The organism is Pectobacterium quasiaquaticum (assembly GCF_014946775.2).
In the GTDB taxonomy this organism is placed as follows: Bacteria; Pseudomonadota; Gammaproteobacteria; order Enterobacterales; family Enterobacteriaceae; genus Pectobacterium; species Pectobacterium aquaticum.
Genome location: NZ_CP065177.1, coordinates 586,294 through 612,844, shown reverse-complemented (window position 1 = coordinate 612,844; position 26,551 = coordinate 586,294). Strand labels below are relative to the sequence as shown.

Annotated in this window: 23 protein-coding genes and 1 tRNA gene; 13 read left to right on the top strand and 11 right to left on the bottom strand. The window is 51.5% G+C overall.

Going from position 1 to position 26,551, the window contains the following annotated elements:
* Nucleotides 1-29: 29 nt before the first annotated feature.
* Nucleotides 30-1,043 carry a tRNA (adenosine(37)-N6)-threonylcarbamoyltransferase complex transferase subunit TsaD gene (tsaD, locus tag IG609_RS02875; protein WP_193397435.1) on the bottom strand — a complete coding sequence of 338 codons (1,014 nt, stop codon included), beginning with the start codon at nucleotides 1,041-1,043 and terminating at the stop codon, nucleotides 30-32.
* Nucleotides 1,044-1,271: 228 nt separating this feature from the next.
* Here tsaD and rpsU point away from each other — a divergent pair, with 228 nt between their 5' ends.
* The 3 genes from rpsU to rpoD all read left to right on the top strand — a co-directional run bounded on the left by rpsU (nucleotide 1,272) and on the right by rpoD (nucleotide 5,391).
* The gene (gene rpsU, locus IG609_RS02870; protein WP_001144069.1) at nucleotides 1,272-1,487 is read left to right on the top strand and encodes a 30S ribosomal protein S21; all 216 of its coding nucleotides are present in this window, start codon (nucleotides 1,272-1,274) and stop codon (nucleotides 1,485-1,487) included.
* A gap of 154 nt (nucleotides 1,488-1,641) precedes the next feature.
* A complete protein-coding gene (gene dnaG / locus IG609_RS02865) occupies nucleotides 1,642-3,399 on the top strand; it encodes a DNA primase (RefSeq protein ID WP_193397436.1) in 1,758 nt (585 codons plus the stop codon).
* A 153-nt stretch (nucleotides 3,400-3,552) separates the two neighbouring features.
* A complete protein-coding gene (gene rpoD, locus IG609_RS02860; protein ID WP_102118093.1) occupies nucleotides 3,553-5,391 on the top strand; it encodes an RNA polymerase sigma factor RpoD in 1,839 nt (612 codons plus the stop codon).
* A gap of 97 nt (nucleotides 5,392-5,488) precedes the next feature.
* On the opposite strand, the gene mug is transcribed toward rpoD, so the two are convergent.
* Nucleotides 5,489-5,992 carry a G/U mismatch-specific DNA glycosylase gene (mug, locus tag IG609_RS02855; RefSeq protein ID WP_193397437.1) on the bottom strand — a complete coding sequence of 168 codons (504 nt, stop codon included), beginning with the start codon at nucleotides 5,990-5,992 and terminating at the stop codon, nucleotides 5,489-5,491.
* 140 nt (nucleotides 5,993-6,132) lie between these two features.
* Between mug and IG609_RS02850 the strand changes: the two genes are divergently transcribed.
* Together IG609_RS02850 and IG609_RS02845 are read left to right on the top strand one after the other, a co-directional pair.
* A tRNA-Ile gene (locus IG609_RS02850) sits at nucleotides 6,133-6,208 on the top strand.
* Nucleotides 6,209-6,269: 61 nt separating this feature from the next.
* The gene (locus tag IG609_RS02845; protein WP_193397447.1) at nucleotides 6,270-6,473 is read left to right on the top strand and encodes a hypothetical protein; all 204 of its coding nucleotides are present in this window, start codon (nucleotides 6,270-6,272) and stop codon (nucleotides 6,471-6,473) included.
* Between the two features lie 115 nt (nucleotides 6,474-6,588).
* On the opposite strand, the gene IG609_RS02840 is transcribed toward IG609_RS02845, so the two are convergent.
* Entirely contained in the window at nucleotides 6,589-7,713 is a 1,125-nt protein-coding gene (locus IG609_RS02840; RefSeq protein WP_193397448.1) for an ISAs1 family transposase, read from the bottom strand.
* A gap of 80 nt (nucleotides 7,714-7,793) precedes the next feature.
* On the opposite strand from IG609_RS02840, the gene IG609_RS02835 reads away from it, so the two are divergent.
* Together IG609_RS02835 and IG609_RS02830 are read left to right on the top strand one after the other, a co-directional pair.
* Nucleotides 7,794-8,591, top strand: a complete 798-nt coding sequence (locus tag IG609_RS02835; protein ID WP_193397449.1) for a hypothetical protein — start codon at nucleotides 7,794-7,796, stop codon at nucleotides 8,589-8,591.
* Between the two features lie 284 nt (nucleotides 8,592-8,875).
* Complete coding sequence (locus IG609_RS02830) at nucleotides 8,876-9,235, top strand: YebF family protein (RefSeq protein WP_193397450.1); 360 nt, start codon at nucleotides 8,876-8,878, stop codon at nucleotides 9,233-9,235.
* A gap of 21 nt (nucleotides 9,236-9,256) precedes the next feature.
* Here the strand turns inward: IG609_RS02830 and IG609_RS02825 are convergent, their stop codons facing one another.
* Complete coding sequence (locus IG609_RS02825; RefSeq protein WP_193397451.1) at nucleotides 9,257-10,159, bottom strand: LysR family transcriptional regulator; 903 nt, start codon at nucleotides 10,157-10,159, stop codon at nucleotides 9,257-9,259.
* 181 nt (nucleotides 10,160-10,340) lie between these two features.
* On the opposite strand from IG609_RS02825, the gene IG609_RS02820 reads away from it, so the two are divergent.
* Together IG609_RS02820 and IG609_RS02815 are read left to right on the top strand one after the other, a co-directional pair.
* Nucleotides 10,341-11,105: a type 1 glutamine amidotransferase domain-containing protein gene (locus IG609_RS02820; protein WP_039282323.1), complete on the top strand. Its 765-nt coding sequence runs from the start codon at nucleotides 10,341-10,343 to the stop codon at nucleotides 11,103-11,105.
* A gap of 294 nt (nucleotides 11,106-11,399) precedes the next feature.
* Nucleotides 11,400-12,788, top strand: a complete 1,389-nt coding sequence (locus tag IG609_RS02815) for a glycoside hydrolase family 1 protein (RefSeq protein WP_193397452.1) — start codon at nucleotides 11,400-11,402, stop codon at nucleotides 12,786-12,788.
* Nucleotides 12,789-12,868: 80 nt separating this feature from the next.
* Here the strand turns inward: IG609_RS02815 and IG609_RS02810 are convergent, their stop codons facing one another.
* From IG609_RS02810 to IG609_RS02790, 5 genes are all read right to left on the bottom strand, one after another.
* Nucleotides 12,869-14,785: a beta-glucoside-specific PTS transporter subunit IIABC gene (locus IG609_RS02810; protein ID WP_193397453.1), complete on the bottom strand. Its 1,917-nt coding sequence runs from the start codon at nucleotides 14,783-14,785 to the stop codon at nucleotides 12,869-12,871.
* 316 nt (nucleotides 14,786-15,101) lie between these two features.
* Nucleotides 15,102-15,464: a CopM family metallochaperone gene (gene copM, locus IG609_RS02805; RefSeq protein ID WP_193397454.1), complete on the bottom strand. Its 363-nt coding sequence runs from the start codon at nucleotides 15,462-15,464 to the stop codon at nucleotides 15,102-15,104.
* Nucleotides 15,465-15,534: 70 nt separating this feature from the next.
* Nucleotides 15,535-17,004 (bottom strand): GGDEF domain-containing protein, encoded by a 1,470-nt coding sequence (locus tag IG609_RS02800; protein WP_193397455.1) that lies wholly within the window; start codon nucleotides 17,002-17,004, stop codon nucleotides 15,535-15,537.
* A gap of 209 nt (nucleotides 17,005-17,213) precedes the next feature.
* Nucleotides 17,214-17,702 (bottom strand): ATP-independent periplasmic protein-refolding chaperone Spy, encoded by a 489-nt coding sequence (gene spy / locus IG609_RS02795; protein WP_193397456.1) that lies wholly within the window; start codon nucleotides 17,700-17,702, stop codon nucleotides 17,214-17,216.
* Between the two features lie 252 nt (nucleotides 17,703-17,954).
* Nucleotides 17,955-18,251, bottom strand: a complete 297-nt coding sequence (locus IG609_RS02790; RefSeq protein WP_193397457.1) for a hypothetical protein — start codon at nucleotides 18,249-18,251, stop codon at nucleotides 17,955-17,957.
* Nucleotides 18,252-18,466: 215 nt separating this feature from the next.
* On the opposite strand from IG609_RS02790, the gene IG609_RS02785 reads away from it, so the two are divergent.
* Entirely contained in the window at nucleotides 18,467-20,542 is a 2,076-nt protein-coding gene (locus IG609_RS02785; protein WP_193397458.1) for an NADPH-dependent 2,4-dienoyl-CoA reductase, read from the top strand.
* A gap of 11 nt (nucleotides 20,543-20,553) precedes the next feature.
* On the opposite strand, the gene rlmG is transcribed toward IG609_RS02785, so the two are convergent.
* Entirely contained in the window at nucleotides 20,554-21,693 is a 1,140-nt protein-coding gene (rlmG, locus tag IG609_RS02780) for a 23S rRNA (guanine(1835)-N(2))-methyltransferase RlmG (protein ID WP_193397459.1), read from the bottom strand.
* Between the two features lie 161 nt (nucleotides 21,694-21,854).
* On the opposite strand from rlmG, the gene IG609_RS02775 reads away from it, so the two are divergent.
* The 3 genes from IG609_RS02775 to sstT all read left to right on the top strand — a co-directional run bounded on the left by IG609_RS02775 (nucleotide 21,855) and on the right by sstT (nucleotide 25,586).
* Nucleotides 21,855-22,853: a Gfo/Idh/MocA family protein gene (locus tag IG609_RS02775; RefSeq protein WP_193397460.1), complete on the top strand. Its 999-nt coding sequence runs from the start codon at nucleotides 21,855-21,857 to the stop codon at nucleotides 22,851-22,853.
* A gap of 253 nt (nucleotides 22,854-23,106) precedes the next feature.
* On the top strand, nucleotides 23,107-24,060 hold the full coding sequence (locus tag IG609_RS02770; protein WP_193397461.1) for a TerC family protein: 954 nt from the start codon (nucleotides 23,107-23,109) through the stop codon (nucleotides 24,058-24,060).
* 278 nt (nucleotides 24,061-24,338) lie between these two features.
* Nucleotides 24,339-25,586 carry a serine/threonine transporter SstT gene (sstT, locus tag IG609_RS02765; RefSeq protein ID WP_193397462.1) on the top strand — a complete coding sequence of 416 codons (1,248 nt, stop codon included), beginning with the start codon at nucleotides 24,339-24,341 and terminating at the stop codon, nucleotides 25,584-25,586.
* Nucleotides 25,587-25,943: 357 nt separating this feature from the next.
* Here sstT and IG609_RS02760 read toward each other — a convergent pair whose 3' ends face one another.
* The gene (locus tag IG609_RS02760) at nucleotides 25,944-26,474 is read right to left on the bottom strand and encodes a YgjV family protein (RefSeq protein ID WP_102117251.1); all 531 of its coding nucleotides are present in this window, start codon (nucleotides 26,472-26,474) and stop codon (nucleotides 25,944-25,946) included.
* Nucleotides 26,475-26,551 lie beyond the last annotated feature (77 nt).

Genomic DNA, 26,551 nt, shown 5'->3' with positions numbered 1-26,551 from the left:
TCTACACGTAGTGGTTATCGCTCGAACACTCACACCGCAGGCAATTCAGCCAACGGCCAACGTGGCCGAACGGATACGCCCAGCGTCTGGCTCGCGCCATGAACCAGACGTACACTGCCCGCATAAGCAATCATCGCACCGTTATCTGTACAGAATTCGGGGCGTGCATAAAACACTTCACCACCGCGTTTCGCCATCACTTCACCTAAGCGCTGGCGCAACGTCCGGTTTGCACTCACCCCCCCCGCCATGACCAGTCGTTTAAAGCCCGTCTCATCCAACGCACGACGACATTTTATCGCCAGCGTATCTACGACGGCGTCTTCAAACGCACGAGCAATATCGGCACGCGTTTGATCGTCATCACCGTTGCTACGAATCGTATTGGCAGCAAACGTTTTTAGCCCAGAAAAGCTAAAATCCAACCCCGGCCGGTCTGTCATCGGGCGCGGAAACGTAAAGTGTTGGGAATTCCCCGCCTGCGCCATTTTCGACAACATTGGCCCACCGGGATAATCTAATCCCAGTAATTTTGCCGTTTTATCAAACGCTTCACCCGCCGCGTCATCAATCGACTCGCCCAGCAAACGGTACTCACCAATGCCTGTCACGCTGATGAGCTGCGTATGACCACCAGAAACCAGCAGTGCTACGAAAGGAAACGCTGGCGGATTATCTTCCAGCATCGGCGCCAGCAAATGCCCTTCCATATGGTGCACAGGAATCGCCGGGACACCCCAGGCGAATGCCAACGACCTACCGATCGTTGCACCCACCAATAGCGCGCCAATCAAACCTGGGCCTGCGGTGTAAGCCACACCATCGATATCGTCAGCCTGTAGCCCAGCTTCACACAGCGCCGCCTGAATCAACGGAACCGTTTTACGCACGTGATCGCGTGAGGCGAGCTCAGGCACTACGCCGCCGTAATCGGCATGTAATTTGACCTGGCTGTATAACTGATTGGCGAGCAAACCGGTTTCCGTGTCATAAATGGCCACACCGGTTTCATCACAGGATGTTTCGATACCCAATACGCGCATTGCTGTTCCTAACTTTGATGATGATACGAGCACGCGTTAAATGCCGCTTGCTTCAAACTGCGGATAGTCTACCATAAGCAGCCTGATTTCTGCGCTGGCCGTGGTTGGGCGTTTTATGATCACCGCAATGCTTTACAAAGACGTCACGTTTGCAGTAGAATTCCGCACCATTTTGAAAAGGCTGGCACAAGGCCAGCGGCAAACCGAATTTATTGAGGTGAGAGGCACATGCCGGTAATTAAAGTACGTGAAAACGAGCCGTTCGACGTAGCTCTGCGTCGCTTCAAACGTTCCTGTGAAAAAGCAGGCGTTCTGGCTGAAGTTCGTCGTCGTGAGTTTTATGAAAAACCAACGACAGAACGCAAGCGCGCTAAAGCTTCTGCAGTGAAACGTCACGCAAAGAAATTGGCTCGAGAAAACGCACGCCGCACTCGTCTGTATTAATTTTCAGGAGGGTTTCCCTCCAACGCGTGATTAATCCGCAGACTTAGCAGTTGCATACGTAAGGCCGTGCTTTCCGAAAGGAAGCGCGGCTTGTTGTCGTTTATAAGCTATATCCAATGTAATCATCTTACAGAAAGATATACACTAGGGGCTTATGGCTGGACGAATCCCACGCGTATTTATTAATGACCTGCTGGCTCGCACCGACATCGTCGATCTCATTGATGCGCGCGTCAAACTGAAAAAGCAGGGCAAAAACTATCATGCGTGCTGCCCGTTCCATCACGAGAAAACCCCCTCATTCACCGTAAACGGTGACAAACAGTTCTATCACTGTTTTGGCTGTGGCGCACACGGCACTGCCATAGACTTTTTAATGAATTACGATCGTCTCGAATTCGTTGAAACCATTGAAGAACTGGCTACGATGCATGGTCTGGAAGTGCCTTATGAAACTGGCACAGGCCCAACTAAACAAGAAATTCACCAACGACATAATCAGTACGAGTTGATGGGACACATCAGCTCGTTTTATCAGCAAGCACTGCAACATTCTGTCGGAGTTCCTGCGTTGCAGTATCTGCAACAGCGTGGTTTAAGTGCAGAGGTGATCAGCCATTTTGCAATTGGCTTCGCCCCATCCGGCTGGGATAACGTTCTCAAGCGGTTTGGTGAAGGTAGCGATCGCAACGTATTGAACGATGCCGGTATGCTGGTGACTAACGACCAGGGCAGAACGTACGACCGCTTTCGCGAGCGAGTGATGTTCCCCATCCGTGACAAACGGGGAAGAGTGATTGCCTTCGGCGGACGTGTGTTAGGTAACGATACGCCGAAGTATCTGAACTCACCAGAAACGGGCATTTTCCATAAAGGTCGCCAGCTGTACGGTCTGTATGAAGCACAGCAAAGCCATAAAGATCTCAAACGACTCTTGGTTGTTGAAGGTTATATGGATGTGGTGGCGCTGGCGCAGTTTGGTATTGATTATGCGGTGGCATCGCTGGGTACTTCCACCACAGCTGAGCACATTCAGTTACTCTTCCGCGCCACAGACCAGGTGGTATGTTGTTACGACGGAGACCGTGCCGGACGTGAAGCGGCATGGCGTGCGTTGGAAACTGCGCTACCCTATTTGAACGATGGTCGCCAGCTACGTTTTATGTTCCTGCCAGACGGTGAAGATCCCGACACGCTGGTACGTAAAGAAGGCAAAGCCGCCTTTGAGCAGCGTATGGTACAAGCATTGCCGCTGTCGCAGTTTCTGTTTGAGACGCTGCAACAGCAGGTGGATATGAGTTCTGCTGACGGTCGAACCAAACTCGGTATTCTCGCTATGCCATTGATTGGCCAGGTGCCGGGAGAAACACAGCGGCTTTACCTACGCCAGCAGCTTGGCAACAAGCTGGGTATTTTGGACGACAGCCAGTTGGATCGGCTGCTGCCCAAAGCCGCAGAGCTGGAGCAGTCTTACCAGACGCCGCAACTAAAAGTCACAACTATGCGTATACTTATAGGACTCTTAGTGCAAAACCCAAGACTGGCGGCAGAGGTGCCTGACCTTGCGTTGGAAGGTGTTGAGCAAGACAAAGTCCCAGGTTTATCGCTGTTTCAGGACTTGGTGAAAACCTGTAACGCCAGCCCGAGGATGAGTATGGCTCTGCTGTTAGAACAATATCGCGACAGCAAATACTATAAACAACTTGAAACCATCGCGGTATGGAACCATATGATCGTAGATGAAGAGCTCGAAGAGAAGTTCAGAATTAGTCTGGCAGAGCTCTACGATCAGTTATTGAACCAGCGATTAGAAATTTTGATTGCCCGTGACAGGACAAATCCGAATGGGCTCAACGCCAAAGAAAAAAAAGAGCTTTGGTCGTTGCAACTGGCGTTGACCAGAAAACACTGATACAGAGGCTTAATTGCCGATAAATAGCAGGGTTGAGCCCTGCAAAGAGCCGCTACAGGGGCGCGGCGATAAGAAAAATACCCCTAATGCTATTGTTAGCGAACTACGCTGACCGACACCAACCCAAATACTCTGAAGTGTGGATACCGTCTTATGGAGCAAAACCCGCAGTCACAGCTGAAGCTGCTTGTCACCCGTGGTAAGGAGCAAGGCTACCTGACCTATGCTGAGGTCAATGACCATCTGCCGGAAGATATCATCGACTCGGATCAGATCGAAGATATCATCCAGATGATTAACGACATGGGCATCCAGGTGATGGAAGAAGCACCGGATGCAGACGATCTGTTGCTGGCCGAAAACACCAATGATGCCGATGAAGATGCGGCAGAGGCTGCTGCGCAGGTTCTATCCAGTGTCGAATCGGAAATTGGTCGCACCACCGATCCGGTTCGCATGTACATGCGTGAAATGGGTACCGTTGAGCTGTTGACGCGTGAGGGCGAGATCGATATCGCCAAACGTATCGAAGACGGTATCAACCAGGTTCAGTGCTCTGTTGCCGAGTATCCTGAAGCTATTACTTACCTGCTGGAGCAGTATGACCGCGTCGAAGCGGGCGAAAGCCGCCTGTCCGACCTGATCACTGGCTTCGTCGATCCTAATGCGGAAGAGGACATTGCGCCTACCGCGACTCACGTTGGTTCCGAGCTTTCGAGCGAAGAAATGGACGATGACGATGAGGAAAAAGAAGACGAAGAGGAAGAAGAGGACGACAACAGCATCGATCCTGAGCTGGCGCGTGAGAAGTTCACCGAGCTGCGTGAGCAATATGAAACGACCCGTCAGGTTATCAAAGCTCACGGCCGTAGCCATGCATTGGCAGCACAGGAAATCCTGAATCTGTCAGAAGTCTTCAAACAGTTCCGTCTGGTGCCAAAACAGTTTGATTTCCTGGTTAACAGCATGCGTTCCATGATGGATCGCGTTCGTACTCAGGAACGTTTGATCATTAAGTTGTGTGTTGAACAGTGCAAAATGCCGAAGAAAAACTTCGTCACGATGTTCACTGGCAATGAAACCAACAACACCTGGTTTGCCGCAGCAGTCGCCATGGGCAAGCCATGGTCTGAAAAGCTGAATGATGTTGAAGAAGACGTCACCCGCAGCCTACAAAAACTGCAGCAGATCGAAGAAGAAACTGGCCTGACGATCGAGCAGGTGAAAGACATCAACCGCCGTATGTCGATTGGTGAAGCGAAAGCGCGTCGTGCCAAGAAAGAAATGGTGGAAGCTAACCTGCGTCTGGTTATTTCTATCGCGAAGAAATACACCAACCGTGGTTTGCAGTTCCTCGACCTGATTCAGGAAGGCAACATCGGTCTGATGAAAGCGGTAGATAAGTTTGAATATCGCCGTGGCTACAAATTCTCGACCTATGCGACCTGGTGGATCCGTCAGGCGATCACCCGTTCTATCGCCGATCAGGCGCGTACCATCCGCATTCCGGTGCACATGATTGAGACGATCAACAAACTAAATCGTATCTCTCGTCAGATGTTGCAGGAAATGGGCCGCGAGCCAACGCCGGAAGAGCTGGCTGAGCGTATGCTGATGCCGGAAGACAAAATCCGTAAAGTGCTGAAAATCGCGAAAGAGCCGATTTCAATGGAAACCCCGATTGGTGATGATGAAGATTCACATTTGGGCGATTTCATTGAAGATACGACGCTGGAGCTGCCGCTGGATTCCGCCACGTCGGAAAGCCTGCGTTCTGCGACACACGACGTACTGGCTGGCCTGACCGCACGTGAAGCGAAAGTCCTGCGCATGCGTTTCGGTATCGATATGAACACCGACCATACGCTGGAAGAAGTGGGCAAACAGTTTGACGTTACGCGTGAACGTATTCGTCAGATCGAAGCGAAAGCGCTGCGTAAACTGCGCCACCCAAGCCGTTCCGAAGTGCTGCGTAGCTTCCTGGATGATTAATTCATTCCTCAGCTAATCCACACTCCAGATAACTACATGATAAATAACCCCGGTCTGCCGGGGTTATTTTTTGCCCGTCAAAACGCTCAGATTGGTTTCACGCCTTATTCTGCAATGCCTGATACAGTTCCTGATACGACGCCACCAGCGACTCCAGCGTCGCACGGTTCAGTCCGCTAGGGTTCGGCAGTACCCAAACCTGCGTCTCGCCAATATGCTGCTCCTGACGCCCCCACGAAACCTTCTTGATACCAAACGCCTGACTGAACGCCTGCTTCCCTAACACCGCCAGCGCACGCGGCTGATAGTGCGTCATCTTCTCGACAATCGCGTTGCCACCTTGCAGCAGCTCGTCTCGCCCCAGTTCGGTGGCTTCAACCGTTGGGCGCTCCACCAGCATGGTGATGCCGCATCCGGTGTCCAGCAGATGCTGTTCTTCCGCAGGCGTCAGCAACCGCTCGGTAAAACCTGCCTGATAAATCACTTTCCAGAAGCGATTACTGGGATTAGCGAAGTGATAACCATAATGGGCCGTCGACAGCCCGGGATTGATGCCGCAGAAAACAACCTGAAGATTCATGGCCAGAATATCGGTAATCATGTCTTTCCCTACTTCCGTTGACTACAGCCATCGTAAATTCTGATAAGAATAACAACAAGCTATCTTGAGTATAAAACCACCACCCAGCAGATAGGCTATAGACCTCCCCCCGCATATTACCGTATAATCATCGCCCATTCGGCCCCTTAGCTCAGTGGTTAGAGCAGGCGACTCATAATCGCTTGGTCGCTGGTTCAAGTCCAGCAGGGGCCACCAAACACCTAAAAGCCACTCATTGTAGTGGCTTTTTTTCTTAGAGAGCTCAAGAATGGCAGACATGAATATTGAATTCATTGGTGGCAACCTTGACGGGCAAATTATTTCTCCTATCAACAAAGAAGAGCTGTCAGGCCTTGGCTATCGCTTACAACTTAAAGGTGAAGCAAGAGGCAATGAACTTGCTCACTGCATAGCTGTTCCTATTGAATGGACTCCAGAAGAAGGGCATAAAGCAGTTATGGAAAAATATCGCCGACAGTGACTGCTTACCTTTCAATAAAAATCATATGAACTTACCGAGTGAACTGCATGGGACTCTTCAGCAAAATAAAGAAAGCAATGGGCCTAGGGAAGCAGGGCGAGAGCATGAACGCTTATTATTTGTTCATACCCAGTCCCGCCAGCAATATCGCTTCAAGATAGTCCATTTTCATTGCCGCCATTCGCCGTTTACGAGGTACGCTCGCCTTCTTCCCTTTCTCCTGCCTTATCATGTTCAAACTGATATGGCGGATACTCGCCAGATTCTCCGCAGCATTACCCCGATAGATCGCGATTGCATCTTCTCTCATCGCCACATCCAGCACCCAGTGTAACTGGTTTTCTATGCGCCAATGCCCGCGCACTGCCGCCGCAAACTCTTCATTACTCAATTTTGCCGAACTGATGTAATAGCGGTATTCCAATGACTCTTTTTTATTTTTTTCAATGCGATAGCTTACAGCCACCCCTATCGTGTTTAACTGGGGCCATTCCGCAACACCCTCTTTCAGTTCCGATGCGTCCAGTACATGGTATTCCCGACATTCTGTTCGACCATGCCCCTGTTCAATCACAATATTTTCATTACTGATTTGTTGCAAGGGAGGCCGCAGCGCCTGTTTCAGCGCCTCATGCAATACCGGATGATTGCCTTTCACTGCCAGCAGATAATCCGCCTCTTTGGCCACAATGGCTTCCGCTATTTTTTTCTGACATCCCATCGCATCCAGCGTGACCAGACAGCCTTTTAGTTCCAGTAAGGACAAAAGCTCCGGTATTGCTGTTATCTCATTGGATTTACTATCCGTTTTCACCTGCCCCATGACTACGCCATTGGCGGTGGCGAAGGCACTGACCATATGGATAGCTGAACGGCGGCTATCCCGGTTATATGAGCGACGAACCGTTTTTCCATCGATAGCCACGACTTTCCCGTCTGTTTTGATGCTAACGGACTGTACCCATTGGATAAAACTGCGCTGGAGCTGTGCGGCGTCTATCTGTGAAATAACGCGTGCAATGGTGTCATGAACGGGAAGCCCAAGAGTAAAGAAGCCGTGAGATTGCAGCCAGTCAAGCCGGGCCTCGCCAAAATCCTCGATGTCTTCCCATCCGTCGCAACCGGCGATGACGGCGCATAAGGTTAAAAAGAGTATGTCGATGAGCGGATAGGAAATTTTCGCTGACTGACGTGGTTCCTGAATATCGGAAAAATAGTGCGTAAAGGTATCAAAGCTCATGGGCGGCTCGCGGAGAAAAGCGCTATCAGATCATAGCCATCTCTTCGAGTCAATCATCGGAAATTGTCTAAAAAACATTCGTGATCTTACCCTGCCTAGGGAAGCAGGAAGTATTTCGGCGCTGGTCTGATTCTGAGCTTGAAGAAAAGAAACTGTATCTAGAGAGTAAGTATCCTGAAGAGTTTACTGCTGAAGATCACTATCTCACTGCTGAATGGGTAATTCAACGATACCTGCCAGAAGGTGAAAACCCAACACATGAACAATGGTCAAAGACCATAGATGACATTCGGCAGAAGATTGACATTAATCTAAAGAAAATTGCTACTGGTGAGCTTGTTAAGACCGAGTATGTCCAAGAAGAACCATATGCCTTAACCAAAGAAGACTTTTTGAAGGATGTAGTCCCCACATTCTCAAGGTTTGGGCTATTGCCTGACCCTTATCTGAAGGATAGGCAAGGCAAAGAGTTATGGATGGTGCTGTTTGAATTCACTCAACCATATTCCTACAAGCATAGTGAAGCAAGAGATGCCTTGATTCTCTTCTGTGATACCTACCTATCTGAAAAGCTTGTCCAGGACCTGGGAAGAATCTATACGGCATTACGAAGTGCTCAGCTTAAAGACTCTACTAAGGTGAAGGTGATTTGCTCTGACAAGCAGTGCCAAGAATGTATGACCCTGGATGGCAAGAAATTAGCAGTTGAAGAGCTCCTTGCTTCCTTCAAAAATGGGGCTCCTTTATTTCCTCATCCATTGCGTAATGAAGATGAAGTCAGTTGGTGCCCAGCTCCGTATCTCTTACCAGAGATTGCATTGAGGGAAGGTGATGACCCTGAATTTCATGAAATGTTGATGAAGATTCTTGAGAAGTAGAAGACAGGCAATGACAAAAAATTGAAATCTATATCAGAAATATTGGGTATAAAAGGCTATTGATGCTGCACGTTGAGGCTGCTTTATTCTGATCTAACGCAACCCCTGTAAATAATTTTGCATAATTACCATCCGGTTAAAAGTGAATGGTGACTCATTCACTAAACTAGTACCCCCCAACCGCAACGCTAGTCCAGCAGGGGCCACCAAATTCAAGGAGTTGCGTTAATAGCGCAGCTCCTTTATTTTTGGGCGTCGGTTTATGTTTATCAGGAAGAAGCGGGATGGAATGGAAAACCAAGACGATCTGTTGCGTGCTGGCGGCAGCTAGTGCCTTAGCGGGCTACAATTATTACTTCAAGCATAGCGGCCCATCCTGTCTGGAGGTGACGTATGAGCAAGCCATCGACTATGTGAAGCACGATTTCCTGACACTCCGCATTCCACGCTGGGTTAAGTTCCAACCCGAACACCTCGGTACCGCAACACCAGTGATTGCTTTTGATAAAGCCGATTCATCTACGTTATCCAACCCCGAGGTTTACCTCCTGGCATTCACCGTCTCCGGTCCACAGAAAACACACTCGCTGTTTGCCATGTACGAATGTAAAACAGGTTCAGTTGAGTATGCGTCGAAAAACTAACGGATGAATTAGCCCACACATTCACGTCTTAATTATCTGCGAACACACGTCGATAAACGCGCGCAATTTGGGTTGATTCCTCGCAGCTCTTGAGAAATAAAGAAAGAGGCCGTCATTTCCGGGTGAGAGATCGAGTAACGCGGCTTCCAGCGTGCCGTTTGCCAGCTCGCGTGAAGTATGGAACGTGGATGAGTAAATAAGCCCAACGCTCCTGACCGCGAGGCTACGCATGAGTTCGCCATCGTTCACGGTAATGGTACCAGTTGGCTCAACTCTTACAGTTTCTTTATTTTCGACAAACTCCCATCGATAAATATCCCCCTTTTCAGGGCGACGAAAGCGAATACATTCGTGATGCACCAGATCGTGCGTCGCTTTAGGCTTACCATTCGCTTTGAAATAGTCCGGCGAACCAAATACCGCCCACTTGAATGGCGGGGAAAGCCGCACGGCAATCATATCCTGTTCGATGTATGAACCGATCATGATACCAGCGTCATAGCCTTCAGAGACGAAGTTATCGTGACGATTACTCACCGTGATATCGATATTCAAATTCGGCCACGCCTGACGAAATGCAGGGATGAGCGGCTCGATAACATGGGGCAATGCTAATCGCTCGACGATCAGCTTCAACGTCCCCGATGGTTTTTTTGCCGATTGAGCCACATCTTCAAAACCTGTTGCGATAACGTGTGCCGCAGGCCCGATTCTCAGCAGCAGCTCTTCCCCCGCTTCCGTCAATGCCATCTTGCGCGTCGTGCGGTGGAAAAGCAGCACGCCGAGGCGATGCTCCAGTTTCTGGAGCGACAGGCTCACCGCTCCCGGCGTCTTACCCAGATCGAGCGCGGCTTTGCGAATGCTCAAGCGTTTCGCTATCGCCAGAAATTCTGCCAGTCCATCAAAACTATCGGATTGCCCCATCAGGGTTCCTCATCGTCATGCAACACAGGGATCATAAAACGCATTTTACGATAATTTATCACGGCAATATAAAGTGATTACATCGATTTTTTAAACAATACGTTCCGTTTTTACCGTCTGTTTTCAGCCAATTATCACGGATATAGTGGCGACCATCACCACCTGCTGAAAGGAGTTTTTTATGTCAATTATCAAGCGCTGTGCTGGTCTTATCGCCGCGATGGCTGTGTTTGCCGCAGCCTCCCCTGTTTTCGCTCAGGCCAATTTGAAAGAAGAGAAGGTATTAATCGTCGTCTCCAGTCTGGATAAAAAAACCCCCGATCTCGTTGGCGGTTTCTGGTTCCCAGAACTCACTCATCCGGTCGAGGTTTTTGACAAAGCTGGGCTGGATTACGATATTGCGAGCCCCAAAGGCGGGATGCCTCCGTTTGACGGATTCGATCTCAAAGATCGGGCAAGTCTGGATTTCTGGACTAACCCGGAACACCGCAACAAACTGGCTAATTCAATCCCGCTGGCAAAGGTTGATCCCGCGAAATATAGCGCGATCCTGCTGGTTGGAGGACATGGACCAATGTGGGATTTCGTCAACAATCCTGAGTTGATCAACATCGTGCGTACCATGTACGAGAAAAATGACATCATCAGTGCCGTTTGCCACGGTCCGGCAGGCTTGCTGAATGTGAAGCTCAGCAATGGTGAACTGTTGATTAAAGGCCGTCGCCTTACCGGCTTTACCGCGGAAGAAGAAGTGTCCCGTAATTACGACAAGATCGTTCCGTTTGAACTTGAAGCGGCACTGAAAAAAGATGGCGCAACATTTGAAGAAGCCCCAATCTTTGAAAATAAAGTCGTCGTTGATGGGCGACTGATCACCGGCCAAAACCCGGCATCTGCTCAAGCGCTGGGCGAAGCCGTCGTCAAAGCACTGAAAGCGAAAGCGTAATTACCGTATCAGCAGGCGTTAGGGGAAAACACCTAACGCCTGTCGGCGCGAATCATACCCGCACGCAAAGATGCCGTGACTCGCGTCACATAACCAGACGGGGGCATTGCCGCAGAGATTCAGGATTGTATAGTGTTCTAACAAGACGTTACCGCCAATGGCGGGCGAGACTTGGGCAGAGGTGAGTAGTGATACTCTCTTCTGCCCAAGTTTTTTTTTGCCTGTCATCCGGCGGTTCCCAGTGCGGAGCCACCGCGCAGCGTAATGATGTAGAAAACGATAAGGAGAAATACCATGAAAGCATTCCCCGACGGATTTTTATGGGGCGGTTCAGTTGCAGCAAATCAGGTTGAAGGGGCATGGAATGAGGACGGTAAAGGTGTGTCGACCTCCGATCTTCAGCTACAGGGCGTGCATGGTCCGGTGACGGAACGCAATGAGAGCATTAGCTGCATCAAAGATCGGGCCATCGATTTTTATCATCAATATCCGCAGGATATTCAGCTGTTTGCCGAAATGGGTTTTAAGGTGTTGCGCACCTCGATTGCCTGGACGCGTATTTACCCCGAAGGCGATGAAGCCGAGCCCTGCGAAGCCGGTCTGGCCTTCTACGATCGTCTGTTCGATGAAATGGCAAAGCATCAGATTCAGCCACTGATTACGCTGTCGCACTATGAAATGCCTTACGGGCTGGTAAAAAAACTGGGAGGTTGGGGCAACCGTGCCGTCATCGACCATTTTGAGAAGTATGCCCGTACCGTTTTCAGTCGCTATAAAGACAAGGTGAAGTACTGGCTGACCTTCAATGAAATCAACATGGCGCTGCATTCACCCTTTACGGGCATCGGGCTAGACGGTGAACCTTCAAAACAGGATATTTATCAGGCTATCCACCACCAGTTGGTTGCCAGCGCACGCGCGGTAAAAGCCTGCCACGACATTATCCCAGACGCCAAAATCGGCAACATGCTATTGGGCGCGGTACGCTACCCCATGACCTGCCATCCGAAAGATGTGCTGGAAGCGCAGAGCAAGAATCGGGAATGGCTGTTCTTTGGTGACGTGCAGGTTCGCGGTACCTATCCGGCCTGGATTCAGCGCTATTTCCGGGAAAATGGCGTCGAGCTCACCATTACCGCACAGGATAAAGACGACCTGAGCCACACCGTAGACTTTGTCTCTTTCAGCTATTACATGAGCGGCTGCGCGACCTTCGAGCCGGAGAAATATCAGTCCTCACGCGGCAATATCATCCGTCTGATTCCTAACCCGCACCTTGAAGCCTCCGAATGGGGCTGGCAGATCGACCCCGAAGGCCTGCGCTTCCTGCTGAACGAGCTGTATGACCGCTATCAGAAGCCGCTGTTCATCGTGGAAAACGGGCTGGGTGCACGCGACGTGGTGGAAGAGGACGGCAGCATTCACGACAGTTACCGCATTGATTACCTGCGTCGCCATCTGATTCAGGTGCGTGAAGCCATCGACGATGGCGTCGAGCTGCTGGGCTACACCAGTTGGGGACCGATCGATCTGGTCAGCGCGGGGACGGCGCAGATGTCAAAACGCTACGGCTTTATTCATGTCGATCGCGATGATGACGGCAAAGGCACGCTGGAGCGTCGGCGCAAAGACAGCTTCTACTGGTATCAGGATGTGATTAGCAGCAACGGAAAATCGCTGTAACTCTGTAGAACATAAGACGATAGAGAAAATCAGACGGCATATTCACACAGCGCCGTCTGATTTATTAAGAGGCTAAAACCCTACGCCAGCGCGATTACCGTGTCTCCTACCCTCAACTGACGTGCTGTACCCGGGCTGAATACGTGATATTCCTCTGCATTCGTAATAACCATCGGTGTCACCGTGTCGTAGCCCGCCTTCAGGATCGCCTCTAAATCAAACTCCAGCAGCAGTTGGCCTTTTGTCACTTTATCACCTTCTGCAACGTGCATCTGATAATACTGGCCTTCCAGTTGTACCGTGTTGATGCCGACATGAATCAGAATCTCCGCCCCCTTTTGCGAGAGAATGCCGACGGCATGGCCGCTAGCGAACGTGCTGGCAATCACGCCGTCCACCGGCGAATAGATGCGCCCTTCCTGCGGCAGAATGGCAACACCCTGCCCGACGACGCCGGAAGAAAACACTTTGTCATTTACCGCTTCCAGCGAAATCAGTTCACCTTTTGCTGGCGACCCCAGCTGTTCAGCCGTTTCAGGTGCGTCTTTCAGCGCCAGAGGCACAGCATTCGCGTTCTGACGTGATACAGGCGCAGCAGGTGTCGCTGTTGAAGAGTGCGTTGGCACTGGCGCTTTTTCAGCAGGCGGTACGGGATCGTCAAACCCAACAATGATGGTCAGCACAAAACTCACCGCGAAGGCGATAGCGCAACCAATAAGGAACCCAACAAAACCTTCGCCGTAGAAAATCGGCAGCGTCAGCAAGCCGGGCATCCCCATAGAGACCGCAGAGCTTTTCGCATAGCCGACGATAGCGCCCCCGATTGCAGCGGCGATCACCGCGCAGATAAACGGTTTTTTCAGCTTCAGCGTCACGCCGTAAACTCCGGGTTCCGTGATGCCAAACAGCGAGGCGATAAACGTACTACCCGCCAGCGCTTTAAGCTTTTTATCTTTGGTACGCACCATGACGCCCAGCAGTGCGCCGGACTGGGCAAAGACCGACGGGCTGGAGGCGGCTTTAAGGTAGCTGTGCCCCATGACAGAGAGATCGTTGATGAACACGGTCACAAATCCCCAGTGAACGCCAAAGATCACCAAGATCTGCCATGACGCCGCCATCAACGCCCCGGCAAGAATAGGATTGAATTCATAGATACTGACGAACACCGACGCAATGAGCTTACTGGCTGAAATGCCAATCGGCCCGATGGTCATCAGCGTGAGTGGCACCATCAGCACCAGCAGGAAGAACGGCGTCAGGATATTGCGCACGCTTTCGTGAATATGGCGATTCAGGAAACGCTCGATATATGACATCAGCCACACGCTGAAGATAATCGGGATCACCGACGAGGTGTACTTCATCATCACAACGGGCAGACCGAAAAACGTCACGGGCTGACCGGCGTCGAACAACCCCTGAATCGTGGGGTAAACCAGTGCGCCAGCAACCGACACGGCCACAAAAATGTTGGTTTCGAATTTACGCGCAGCCGTAATTGCCAACAGCATCGGCAGGAAATAAAACAGGCTGTCAGATGCCGCGTGCAGGATGACATAGGTACTTTCTTTGGTATTCAGCCACCCGAGCGCAATCACAATAGACAATGCGCCTTTCAGCACCCCCGCTGCCGCCATCGCCCCCAGCAATGGGGTAAAGATCCCAGCAACCAGATCAATCAGCCGCCCCATCGCAGACGTTGATGCCTCACTTCCCGCCGTCTGGCGTTTCCCGTCGCCATCCTCCAGCAGCTTGGAGATCGAACCAAAAGCGCGGTACACCTCCGGCACCCGATTCCCGATCACCACCTGCAATTGCCCTGAAGCATTGATGACCGTAATGACGCCATCCAGCGCCTCAAGCGCAGCCACATCCACTTTACCGTGATCCACAATCTTAAAGCGCAAGCGTGTTGCACAATGCACCAGAGTCGAAACGTTCGTCTCTCCTCCGACCAACCTCAGAATATTTTCAGCGAGCACTTTGCTATTCATAATGACTTCCCGTTTCGTCAATGGCTGCAACCGCCTGATACACGTCATCCCACTTGTTATCCGCTGGCCAGCTGGAAAATAAGCAAAAAAAAACCTGGATAAAGCAGCGTGCTATACGCTGCTTTATCCAGGTCTCGCCCAGAAAATTCTGGTGACGTCCTTTCCTGTTTTCTAACAAGTTCACACGGAGAAAGCTATCTCTACGTTTTATTCTGTGAAAACAGTCACTAAATTTTCATCAATCGTGCGAAGCCGCCCGCTCCACGGCCTGATAAAAACAAAATGACGCCTCTCAGAAGAGGCGCCATGGGCAAATTTACGGCTTGCTTTGCTTCTTCAACCAGGCTTCCATTTGGTCGATCTCCGGCTGCTGGGCTTTGATAATCTCTTCCGCCAGCTTACGCAACTCCGGGTCTTTGCCGTATTGCAGCTCCGTTTTTGCCATATCAATCGCGCCACGGTGATGCGCAATCATCCCTTTGGCAAAGGCAATATCAGGGTCGCTGGACTGCATCCCTTCCATCATCTCGGTATGCATCGCATCCATCCCTTTCATGTACGCCTGCTGGGAGGACGATGCGTCGTTCGCAGCACCGTGGCCGCTATGCGCGTTGTCGGCAGCGAACGAGAGAAACGGAATCAGCAACGTTGCCGTTAATAACAAATGGACTTTCTTCATCACAACCCCTCAATCAGTCACAGTAACTTTGAGGGTAGACGTTCCAGTAAGGGGAAGGTCAAGGGAAGAGTCAGACCTCTTCGACCAGACGCATACAGACGCGATTACGCCCCTGCGCTTTCGCTTTATACAACTGCTCGTCCGCCAGCCCGATCAGATCGTAAATATTGCCGCCTTCATGTTGGGGAAACATGGCAACGCCAATACTGGTCGTAAAATGGATTTTCCGGCCGTCGGACAGCGTCAGCGCCGTGGATTCCGTAAGGTGCCGCAACGCTTCAGCCATGGCTTCGGATTGCTCAGCCGTCAGGTCATAAGCCGCAATGACGAACTCTTCCCCACCCCAGCGGCAAAGGATGTCGCTCGGACGAATCGTAGCACTCAGCATACGGGCAAAGCTGGCGATCAGTTCATCGCCACAGGCATGACCGTAGGTATCATTGACCTGCTTAAAATAATCGATATCCAAAAACAGCAGCGTTAATTGGCGCTTTTTCTTATTCATCAGCACGCCCTGCCGCCCGTTCAACATGCTGAGAAAAGCGCGACGATTGAAAGTGTTGGTGAGCGCATCCTTCAAGCTGCTGCTTTCGATGATTTTAATCAGTCGTCGGTTCATCGAAACAAAATGAGAGACGCTTAACATCGCCATAATTAACATCGCGATATTCAGGCGCGCCGTAGTGAGAAACGAATTAATGTATGCTTCGGAATTCGAATCGATGAGTATACCGACTTGATTAATATAGAGATAATTCAGTATCACGCCGGTAATCGCACAGAGCAACGACATGATAGTAAAAGAGTAATTGAACGCACACAGCGTGAGTGGAATAACGGACAGCGTAATCAGGCTGGCATCCAGGAAAAAGAGGCTCACTAATAAGAAAATGATGAAGACCAGAAAGGGAAAGATATTTTCTCTGATGTTCTTAGGGCACAACGGAATATTCCGTAACGCGCGCAGGATGTCTTTACCCCGCAGGAAAAAGAACGCGAGGATAATACCGGTTCCGAGTTGCTCACTGAACCAGTCCATAAACTCAGCATAGCGGTTTCCCGTATCGTAGACATACGCATAAACCCCATACGCCACACCGGATAAGAACGCGCCGACAAACGTCGAAGCGAAAATAATATAGACGTAATACTTGGTGAATTTTTCAAATGTCGACCACTTTCCGGTAAACCGACACATCAGGCAAAACGCGCACCAGGCTGTCACCACAAAAACCATATTGCACAAACATAACAGCACCTTGGTTTTTAACGGTGAGTTATTGTCCATCAGTAACGCAGCCGACAGCATCGCGACATAACTCACCAAAAAACTGCTACAGATAAAGAGCGTTTTACCTGTTATCGTCCCTTTTCTGGCTCTGAAACTGATCATGAGGCAAAACACCAGAATGTTGGCGGGCCAAAACAGCGACAGCTCATCCAACACCCGAAACCGAAATCCCATACAGCTCACGATGAGAGTGGTCAGAAACAGCAGCGGCATGAATTTTATAGTTTTTAACGTCAAATCGTGATTCATCTGTCCTTTACCGCCCGCTATCCGATCATTTCACCTGCTGTCTCCGCGTGAGAATAGCATTAATCATTTCCCTACTCACAGTGCGATGGCCGCGGGAAAATAAATAAAAAAACCACCGGACCGAAGCATTACCCATGAGGTAATGCGTCAATCCGGTGGTCTACTGACTTGAGTATTTTAGCTATCGCGCCGATTCATGAAATAACATGTTATTCCGCAGGAACAGGCTTGCCGTCAGGTTTTGGCGGTTGAGTCAGTCGTTTTTCAAAATTGTCGTTGTACTGCTTTTTCTGCTCTGGCGTCAGAACGTTGTAAATTTTGTTCTTGGTTTCCAGACCGCTCAGCATTCTAGCTTTGTGCACTGCGTCGGCTTTATCCAACTGTGCCTGTGCTTTTGCGGCATCAAAGGTATCGGATGCAACTAGGCTATGCATATCACGACGATCATCCTGCATCGTTTTGTGCATTTTCTCGCGGGACTCTTTCATGATGTCTTTAATTTGCTGTTTCTGCGCTTCAGTCAAATTCAGCTCCTTAAACATCGCATCGGGCCCCATCATGCCACGATGCTCCCGACCCTCTTTCATCATCATCTTGTGTTCCGGGCCAGGACCTTTCGGTGCGTCATTAGCCTGCGCGATACCTGCCGCGCCCAATGCAAAAGAAGAAGCAACCAGCATTGCAGTGAGTTTACGCATATTCTATTCCTCTCTCTGAATTGACTTGTCGACGGCGAGTGCCGTGCTACGAGAGAAAGTATAGGCCCGACACCTTCAGTTAATTAGAGCAAGGGTAAATATCTGCAAGCGTCAGCTCCACATTTGCGGCAATTATGGAGAATGAGGAGGAATTGTGTAAGGAAGCGGAAGTATTACGTTAACGAAATAGGGCGTACGAAATATCGTATTAACACTGCGGCACGATATGGCTGAAAAATGCCAGCGGAGCGGTTACCGCAGTGAGCGTCTGAACGCGCTGGCTTCTTGTGCCAGTGCATCAAGGTGGGCATGAATGACCTTCATTTTCTGAAGCAGCGGATTTCGTTCCGGCGAACTATCCATCGCACCCAACTGCGCAGAGAGCCGTTCAATCTGCGTACAAAGGTAAGCGTCACGCTCTTTCGCCTGAAGCAACTGCTGCTGGAGGGACTGATGCTCCTGCCGCCACGTCTGCTGCTGACGCTGAACGCTTTGCTCTAACGCACGGAGTGCGCTATCCAGACGATATTCCAACTCTTCCACCCGCATAACAGTACCTTTGCCCGATAAACCCGCGGATTATAATGTCACACGCCCCCGACAACAAACACTCCGGCACACGATCCCTTGCCTGCCCGCGCTTCTCCCCAAGATTCGCAATGACATCAATCACAATAAATAAACATAAATTTCACAATTCCCTCAATTACGGCTAGATTGAACACCATGACTCATCAGACCAGTTAACCTCACCGGAGAGTGTAATGACTGCCTACCCTACGCTGCTTTCTCCACTCGATCTTGGCTTCACGACGTTAAAGAACCGTGTGGTGATGGGATCCATGCATACCGGTCTGGAAGAACACCCAGACGGCACCGAAAGGCTGGCAGCATTTTACCGTGAGCGGGCGCAGGGCGGTGTAGGCCTGATTGTAACAGGCGGCATTGCGCCAAACGCCAAAGGTGCCGTTGCCAAAGGCGGCGCGACTCTGCATGACGAGGCGCAGATCGCGCATCATCAGGTGCTAACGCAGGCGGTACATGACGCGGGCGGGAAAATCGCACTGCAAATTCTCCACACCGGCCGCTACAGCTATCAACCCGATCCGGTCGCGCCATCGGCCATTCAGGCACCGATTAACCGCTTTGCACCACGAGAAATGAGCACGCAGGATATCGTGCAAACCATCGACGACTTTGCCCGTTGCGCCGCGTTGGCGCAGCAGGCGGGTTACGACGGCGTGGAAATTATGGGATCGGAAGGCTACCTGATTAATCAGTTTCTGGTGACGCACACCAACCATCGTGATGATGAATGGGGCGGCGATTTCCAGCGCCGTAGCCGCTTCGCGCTTGAGATTGTTCGCGCCGTGCGGGAACGAACAGGCCCGGACTTCATCCTGATTTACCGTTTATCGATGCTCGACCTGATAGAAGAAGGTTCAAGCTGGCAAGAAATTGTGCAACTGGCGCAGGCAATTGAGCAGGCAGGTGCCACCCTCATCAATACCGGTATCGGCTGGCATGAAGCGCGGATTCCGACTATCGCCACGCTGGTGCCGCGCGGTGCCTTCGGCTGGGTAACGCAGAAGCTAATGGGGAAAGTCCGCATCCCGCTGATTACCACCAACCGCATCAACGATCCCAGCGTCGCAGAACAGCTTTTAGCCGAAGGCTGTGCCAACATGGTGTCGATGGCGCGTCCTTTTCTCGCCGATGCGGAACTGGTGGCAAAAGCGCAGTCGGGACGTGCAGATGAAATCAATACCTGTATCGGCTGCAATCAGGCCTGCCTCGATCAGATTTTTGTCGGCAAGGTCACGTCCTGCCTGGTCAACCCGCGTGCCTGCCACGAAACCGAACTGCCTATCCAGCCCGCCAGAGTCGGTAAACGCTTTGCGGTAGTCGGTGCGGGGCCTGCTGGTATGGCTTTTGCCGTCAACGCCGCCGCACGCGGCCATCAGGTTACGCTATTCGAATCGTCTTCTTATATCGGCGGCCAGTTCAATATTGCCAAACAGATCCCCGGCAAGGCCGAATTTTATGAAACGCTGCGCTACTACCGTCGGCAGTTAGAGCTACTCGGCGTCACGCTGCGCCTGAGCACGCAGGCAACCGCCGCTGATTTACTCGGTTTTGATGACGTGATTCTGGCCTGTGGCATCGTGCCGCGTATTCCCGCGATTGCAGGTATCGATCACCCTAGCGTGTTGAGCTATCTGGACGTGCTGCGCGACAAAAAGCCAGTCGGCAAACGGGTTGCCATTATCGGCGCAGGCGGTATCGGTTTCGATACCGCGCACTATCTTTTGAACAATACGCACTATCTTTTGAACAATAATCGTCTTCTTAACGACAGCCATCGTCTTAATCCCCAGTCTTCTCAGGCAGGACATGACGACTTTTATGCGGAATGGGGCATCGATAAGCAGTTGCAGCATCGGGGCGGCCTGCTGCCACAACAGCCTGACGGACTTCCTCACCAGCGGGACATTACCTTATTACAGCGGAAAACCGGCAAGCCCGGTGAAAATCTGGGGAAAACGACAGGCTGGATACATCGCACCACGCTGCTGCGCCATGGCGTGACGATGCTGGGCGGCGTGGAATATCATCATATTGATGATGAGGGGCTGCACATTATCCACGACCAGCAAATGCATTGTCTGCCGGTGGATAACATCATTATCTGTGCCGGTCAGGAACCTAACCGTAAGCTGTATGACCCTTTACTCGCTGCCGGATGTCACGTTCATCTGATTGGCGGTGCCGATGTGGCGCAGGAATTAGACGCACGCCGGGCGATCGATCAGGCCACCCGGCTGGCGTTAACGCTGTAGTTTAGGCAAGTTTAGCGGGACGACCCCGTTTTCACCGCGCGCAGTACCGCAAACTTCGTGTTGCTAGCGAGGGTTTCACAGTTACCAAATAGGCGCTTCAGCTTGTGGAAATAATCCAGATGGCGATTCCCCACGATGCGCAGTTCTCCACCAACCTGAAGGCAGCGGCGGGCATCCATAAACATCTGCCAGGCGATTTCGTCCGTCACAGCCTGCTGCTGGTGGAATGGCGGATTACACAATACGGCCTGCAACGTATCACGCTTAACGCGAGCCAATCCGTGGTTCACCACGAAGCTACAGCGCTCGATATCCTGCGGGCAGTTAACCTCAACGTTCATCTGGCTTGAGGCTACCGCCATGTAGGATTCATCAAAGAAGCCGACGGTGGCCTCCGGGTTAGCTTTCAGCGCCGCCAGCCCAATGACGCCGTTGCCACAGCCGAGATCGATGATCTTACCGTCTATCTGTTCCGGCAAATGCTGCATAAAGAAACGGGCACCGATATCCAGCCCATTACGCGAATACACGTTAGCCAGGTTTTGAATGCGATAGCCGTAACCATCCAGCTCCCACTCAGTAGTAAGTGGCTGCTCACTGACTTTTAGTTCCGCCCACTCACAGTGAACCAGACGCGCCTTTTTCCAGGCCAGCGAGGTTTTCGTCGGCCCCATCACGCGTTCAAACAGTTGCAGCGTAGAGGTATGAATATCCCGTGCTTTCGCCCCGGCGATGATACGCGTTTGCGGCGTAACGACCTTGCGCAACATTCTCAACTGGTGTTCCAGCAGCGCGATCGTTTTCGGTATTTTTATCACCACCAGCGCGGGCGCATCCGGTAGTTCCGCCATGCTATCCAACAGGGTTACCGCATCGACAGCATAACCGTTCAGTTCCAGATTATGTCGCGTCGCCAGTTGGCTCAGGTAAGAGTCGCTGATACTAATGGGCGATTGCGCCTGTAAACCGCAGGCCAGCGCACCAAACGTATCATTGAAAATCAGGCGCGGGCCCGGCGCGATTTCCATGGTAGCCAGTTCACGCAGCAGATATTCATCTGCGGCATCCCACGCCTGTAGCGCCGAGTTTTCAGCGACCTGAGGGTAACGCACCAACGTCAGGTTGCACGTTTCCAATTCGAGTTGGCTCATTAGCCTCTCCTGCATCATAAAATTTGCGCTGTTTATCCCTTAAAATAGCCCATCAGTAAATGCTTTTCTCTGCCAGAACCGGAAATGATTGACGTTGCCTTGTCATTTCACCGTGATAATCTGCATAGCCATCACAAATGCCTTCAGGATACCAAACGCTTATGATTCGCTTCGCCATTGTAGGAACCAGTTGGATCACCCGCCAGTTTGTTGACGCCGCCCACGAAACCGGCAAACTGAAGCTCACCGCTATCTATTCACGTACGGCAGAAAAAGCGCAGCCGTTTCAAGCCGATTACATGGTGGATACGCTGTTTGATTCACTGGAAGCCATGGCGAAATCCGATCTTATCGACGCCGTGTATCTGGCTAGTCCTAATTCCCTGCATTGCGAACAGGCTTTGCTCTTCCTGAGCCATGGCAAGCACGTCATCTGCGAAAAACCGCTGGCTTCCAACCGCTATGAAGTCGAACAAATGATCGCCTGCGCCAGAGAAAATCAGGTCGTACTCTTTGAAGCCTTCAAAACTGCCAGCCTGCCCAACTTTAGCGTGATCCAGCAGGCGCTGCCAAAAGTCGGCAGACTGCGTAAAGTGGTGCTGAATTACTGCCAATATTCCTCGCGCTACCCGCTCTATTTGGCCGGCGAGAACCCCAACACGTTCAATCCGACGTTTTCCAACGGTTCCATCATGGATATTGGCTACTACTGTCTGGCGTTCGCCGTGGCGCTGTGGGGAGAACCGTGCACCACGCAGGCCAGCGCGACACTGCTGGAAAGTGGCGTTGATGCGCATGGCAGCGTCGTCCTGAATTACGGCGATTTCGATGTGACCATCGTCCACTCCAAAGTCAGCCATTCCTCTATCCCCAGTGAAATTCAGGGGGAAGACGGGTCGCTGGTGATTGAAAAAGTGTCCGAATGCCAGAACGTGAAATTCATCCCGCGTGGAGGCAAGCAGGTTGATCTCAGCCAGCCGCAGCATATCAACAGCATGCTGTACGAAGCCGAGGTCTTTGCCACGCTGGTCAACGATAACGACATTAACCATGCGGAACTGGCACGTTCGCGTACCGTCGCGGGGCTGCTGACGGAAATTCGCCGCCAAACGGGTGTCGTATTTCCTGCCGATGCCGCAACGCTGGGAAATGCGGAGTAAGGCAGCGATAATTATTTGACCAAGATCATCTTTTCACCTATCTTCTGTCAGGCAAAGGGGAGTAACTTTTCCGCCGGTCAATCGTCATTACGATGCTTTACGCATCCGGTTACCGGGCAACCTTGATGAGACAGCTTCATTAATGTTGTAAGTGAGACCTTGCCGGAAGGCGAGGTGCATCTGCAGCTTTAATAACAAGCGGCCAGCGTCCTTCCGATGTTGGCCGTTTTTGTTTCTATTTAAGGATCTTGCTATGCACACCATCGGCACGCCATGGTTATGGGGCAGCTTCGCTGCCATTGTTATAGTGATGCTGGCCATCGACCTGCTCTATCAAGGGCGCAAAGGGTCGACGGTAATGACGTTCAAACAGGCTGCCGTCTGGTCTATCATCTGGGTCACGCTCTCTCTGCTGTTCAACGCCGGTTTCTGGTGGTATCTGGATGGTACGATGGGCCGCGAGGTGGCCAACGCCCAGTCGCTCGCCTTCCTGACTGGTTATTTGATCGAGAAAGCGCTTGCCGTCGATAACGTCTTCGTCTGGCTGATGCTCTTCGGCTACTTCGCCGTTCCCCCGCAATACCAACGTCGCGTGCTGATTTACGGCGTGCTGGGTGCCATCGTTCTCAGAACGCTGATGGTGTTTGGCGGCAGTTGGTTAGTCACGCAGTTCCAGTGGCTGCTCTATGTGTTCGGTGCATTCCTGCTGTTCACCGGTCTTAAAATGGCGCTGGCGAAAGAAGATAACGGAGCGATCGGCGACAAGCCGCTGGTGCGCTGGCTGCGTAGTCGTCTGCGCATGACGGATAGCATCGAGAATGAAAAATTCTTCGTCCGTCGTAATGGCATCCTGTATGCCACGCCGCTGTTTCTGGTGCTGATTATGGTTGAAATCAGCGACGTGATTTTCGCCGTAGACAGTATCCCAGCTATTTTCGCCGTCACGACCGATCCCTTTATCGTGTTGACATCGAACCTGTTCGCTATTCTGGGCCTGCGTGCGATGTACTTCCTGCTGGCTGGCGTGGCTGAACGCTTCTCGCTGTTGAAATATGGTCTGGCTGTCATCCTGATCTTCATCGGTACCAAGATGATGCTCATCGACATTTTCCATATTCCGGTGGCCGTTTCTCTGAGCGTTGTTGCCAGTATTTTGATTATCACTATGCTGATCAACGTCTGGGTGAACAAACGCGCCGGGCGTTAACGCTTCCCCCCTCTCGCCGCACGGTTTCGCCCGTGCGGCGTTCGCTTTCCTCATTCCATTGTTTCCGTTCCTACACATGCGCAGCAACGGCCCGCAGGGTGACGGACACGGATGTCCGTCATAAAAAACTACATCATTGCTTTTCTCAAGAACAAATTCTCATATACTGATACGCGCAAACACATATCGTTACGGAAAGAAAAAGTCACCCGACACATGTCAGAGGTGCCAACTCCGTACAAACAACCACTTAGCGGAACGGTTATCCCGTCAAAATTATGGCAACTCAACACTCTCGTTTTTTGCAGTACATTACCCACGGCAGCCTGGTTAAACAGATTCTTCTGGGACTTGCGGCTGGTATTATTCTGGCTTCACTGTCCACACAGGCTGCACTGGCGGCTGGCTTATTGGGAACGCTGTTCGTCGGCGCATTGAAAGCCGTCGCCCCCATTCTGGTTTTGATGCTGGTCATGGCATCTATCGCCAACCACCAACAAGGGCAGAAAACCAATATCCGCCCGATCCTGTTTCTCTACCTCATCGGCACCTTCTCTGCGGCCTTCATTGCCGTCGTGTTGAGTATCACGTTTCCCTCTACGCTAGCACTGAGTGCGCAAGCTACTGACATCACGCCACCATCGGGTATTGTCGAAGTATTAAAAGGCCTGTTGATGAGTGTTGTCGCTAACCCGATTCACGCTCTGCTCAATGCCAACTACATCGGTATTCTGGTGTGGGCTGTAGGTCTGGGGTTAGCTTTCCGTCATGGGTCAGCTTCCACAAAGAACCTGATCAGCGATGCATCTCATGCAGTAACGGCTATCGTGCGTGTTGTGATCCGCTTCGCACCGCTGGGGATCTTTGGTCTGGTCGCCTCAACGTTGGCGGAAACCGGCTTCGGTGCACTGTGGGGCTACGCCCACCTGCTGATGGTGTTGATCGGTGGTATGTTGCTGGTTGCGCTGGTGATCAACCCGCTGATCGTCTACTGGAAGATTCGCAGCAACCCTTATCCGCTGGTGCTGCGCTGTCTGCGTGAAAGCGGCGTGACCGCCTTCTTTACCCGTAGCTCTGCCGCCAATATTCCGGTGAATATGGAACTGTGCCGCAAATTAAACCTGAATGAAGATAGCTACTCAGTCGCCATTCCGCTAGGTGCCACCATCAATATGGCTGGTGCGGCGATTACCATCACAGTGCTAACGCTGGCAGCCGCCCATACGCTGGGAATTCAGATTGACGTGCCGACCGCGCTGCTGCTCAGTGTCGTAGCGTCGCTGTGTGCCTGTGGTGCATCAGGTGTGGCGGGTGGTTCACTGCTGTTGATTCCACTGGCGTGCAGTATGTTCGGCATCTCCAATGATATCGCCATGCAGGTGGTTGCGGTTGGCTTCATCATTGGTGTATTGCAGGACTCCGCAGAAACGGCATTAAACTCATCAACGGACGTGATTTTTACCGCCGCCGTGTGTCAGGCAGAAGATGCCAAACTGGCGGAAAAAGAGCGTTTGAATCTGCTGTAACCGCTCAAGGAGCTATGCCTTCCGCTGAACTGTCTCTTAGTCACATTTTTATGCAGACGTAGAGACAGTTTCGTGCGCCAGCGTGCCATCATTTTCATGCTACCTCGTAGCACGCGCCCGACACAGGGCGGCTCAATCGCCGTCGCCCTGTGAACCCTGGCTTCCGGCTAAATTATGTCGCTGCGCGATGCCTTCGTCGGTCTCAGGCTTAACGGACCACTTGCGACACGTTCCCGACGTGGCGCAAGCTTTCGCCGCGTCCATGCGGCTCATCCTAAGCCTGCTATCTCCTCAGCATAATTTCTTACGCCAGATAACGTCTACACTACCGCATCTCGACCAAATCAAAGCCTGAAATTACGCTTTATTCTCTACGCTGAATGGATCGATGCCGCGCTGCTGCATGCGCCAGAAGCGGATGATGTTAAAACCGTTCATTAGCAGGAAACTGCCTTCGATCAGCGACCCACCAATCGAGCCCAGCCAAATATTATGCGCGACCCAGCAGGCGGTTGAGCACCACATCACGCAGCGCGTCGTCAACCCAGACGTACGGAACAGCGCCCAGGTACTGGCTACCGTGCCCGCTATCGGCAGCAGTTCCATCGCATGGTTCATGCCCGACAAACCAAAGAGCAGCGTCAGTGAGATAAAGACAAACATCACGAGGATGTTGTGCGTTTTCAGTGAGATTAGCGTACGTGCCGAGTTCAACAATGCGCTGGCACCTGCCGCATTCGCCCCCATCAGGAAGAAATGCAGACCAATAACGGCGCTGTATGCCGATAGCTGTATTTTGAATTTTTGATCGTTACGGTTGAAAAACATGGTGATACCGACCAGAAATGCCAGTACACCAACAGACTGGGCAATCCAATACTGTGTCATGATCCCTGCCTCTAAAAAGTTGTGGCGAAAAAAAACGGCGCCATTACAAAAATGAAACGCCGTTTTATTTTAATTGG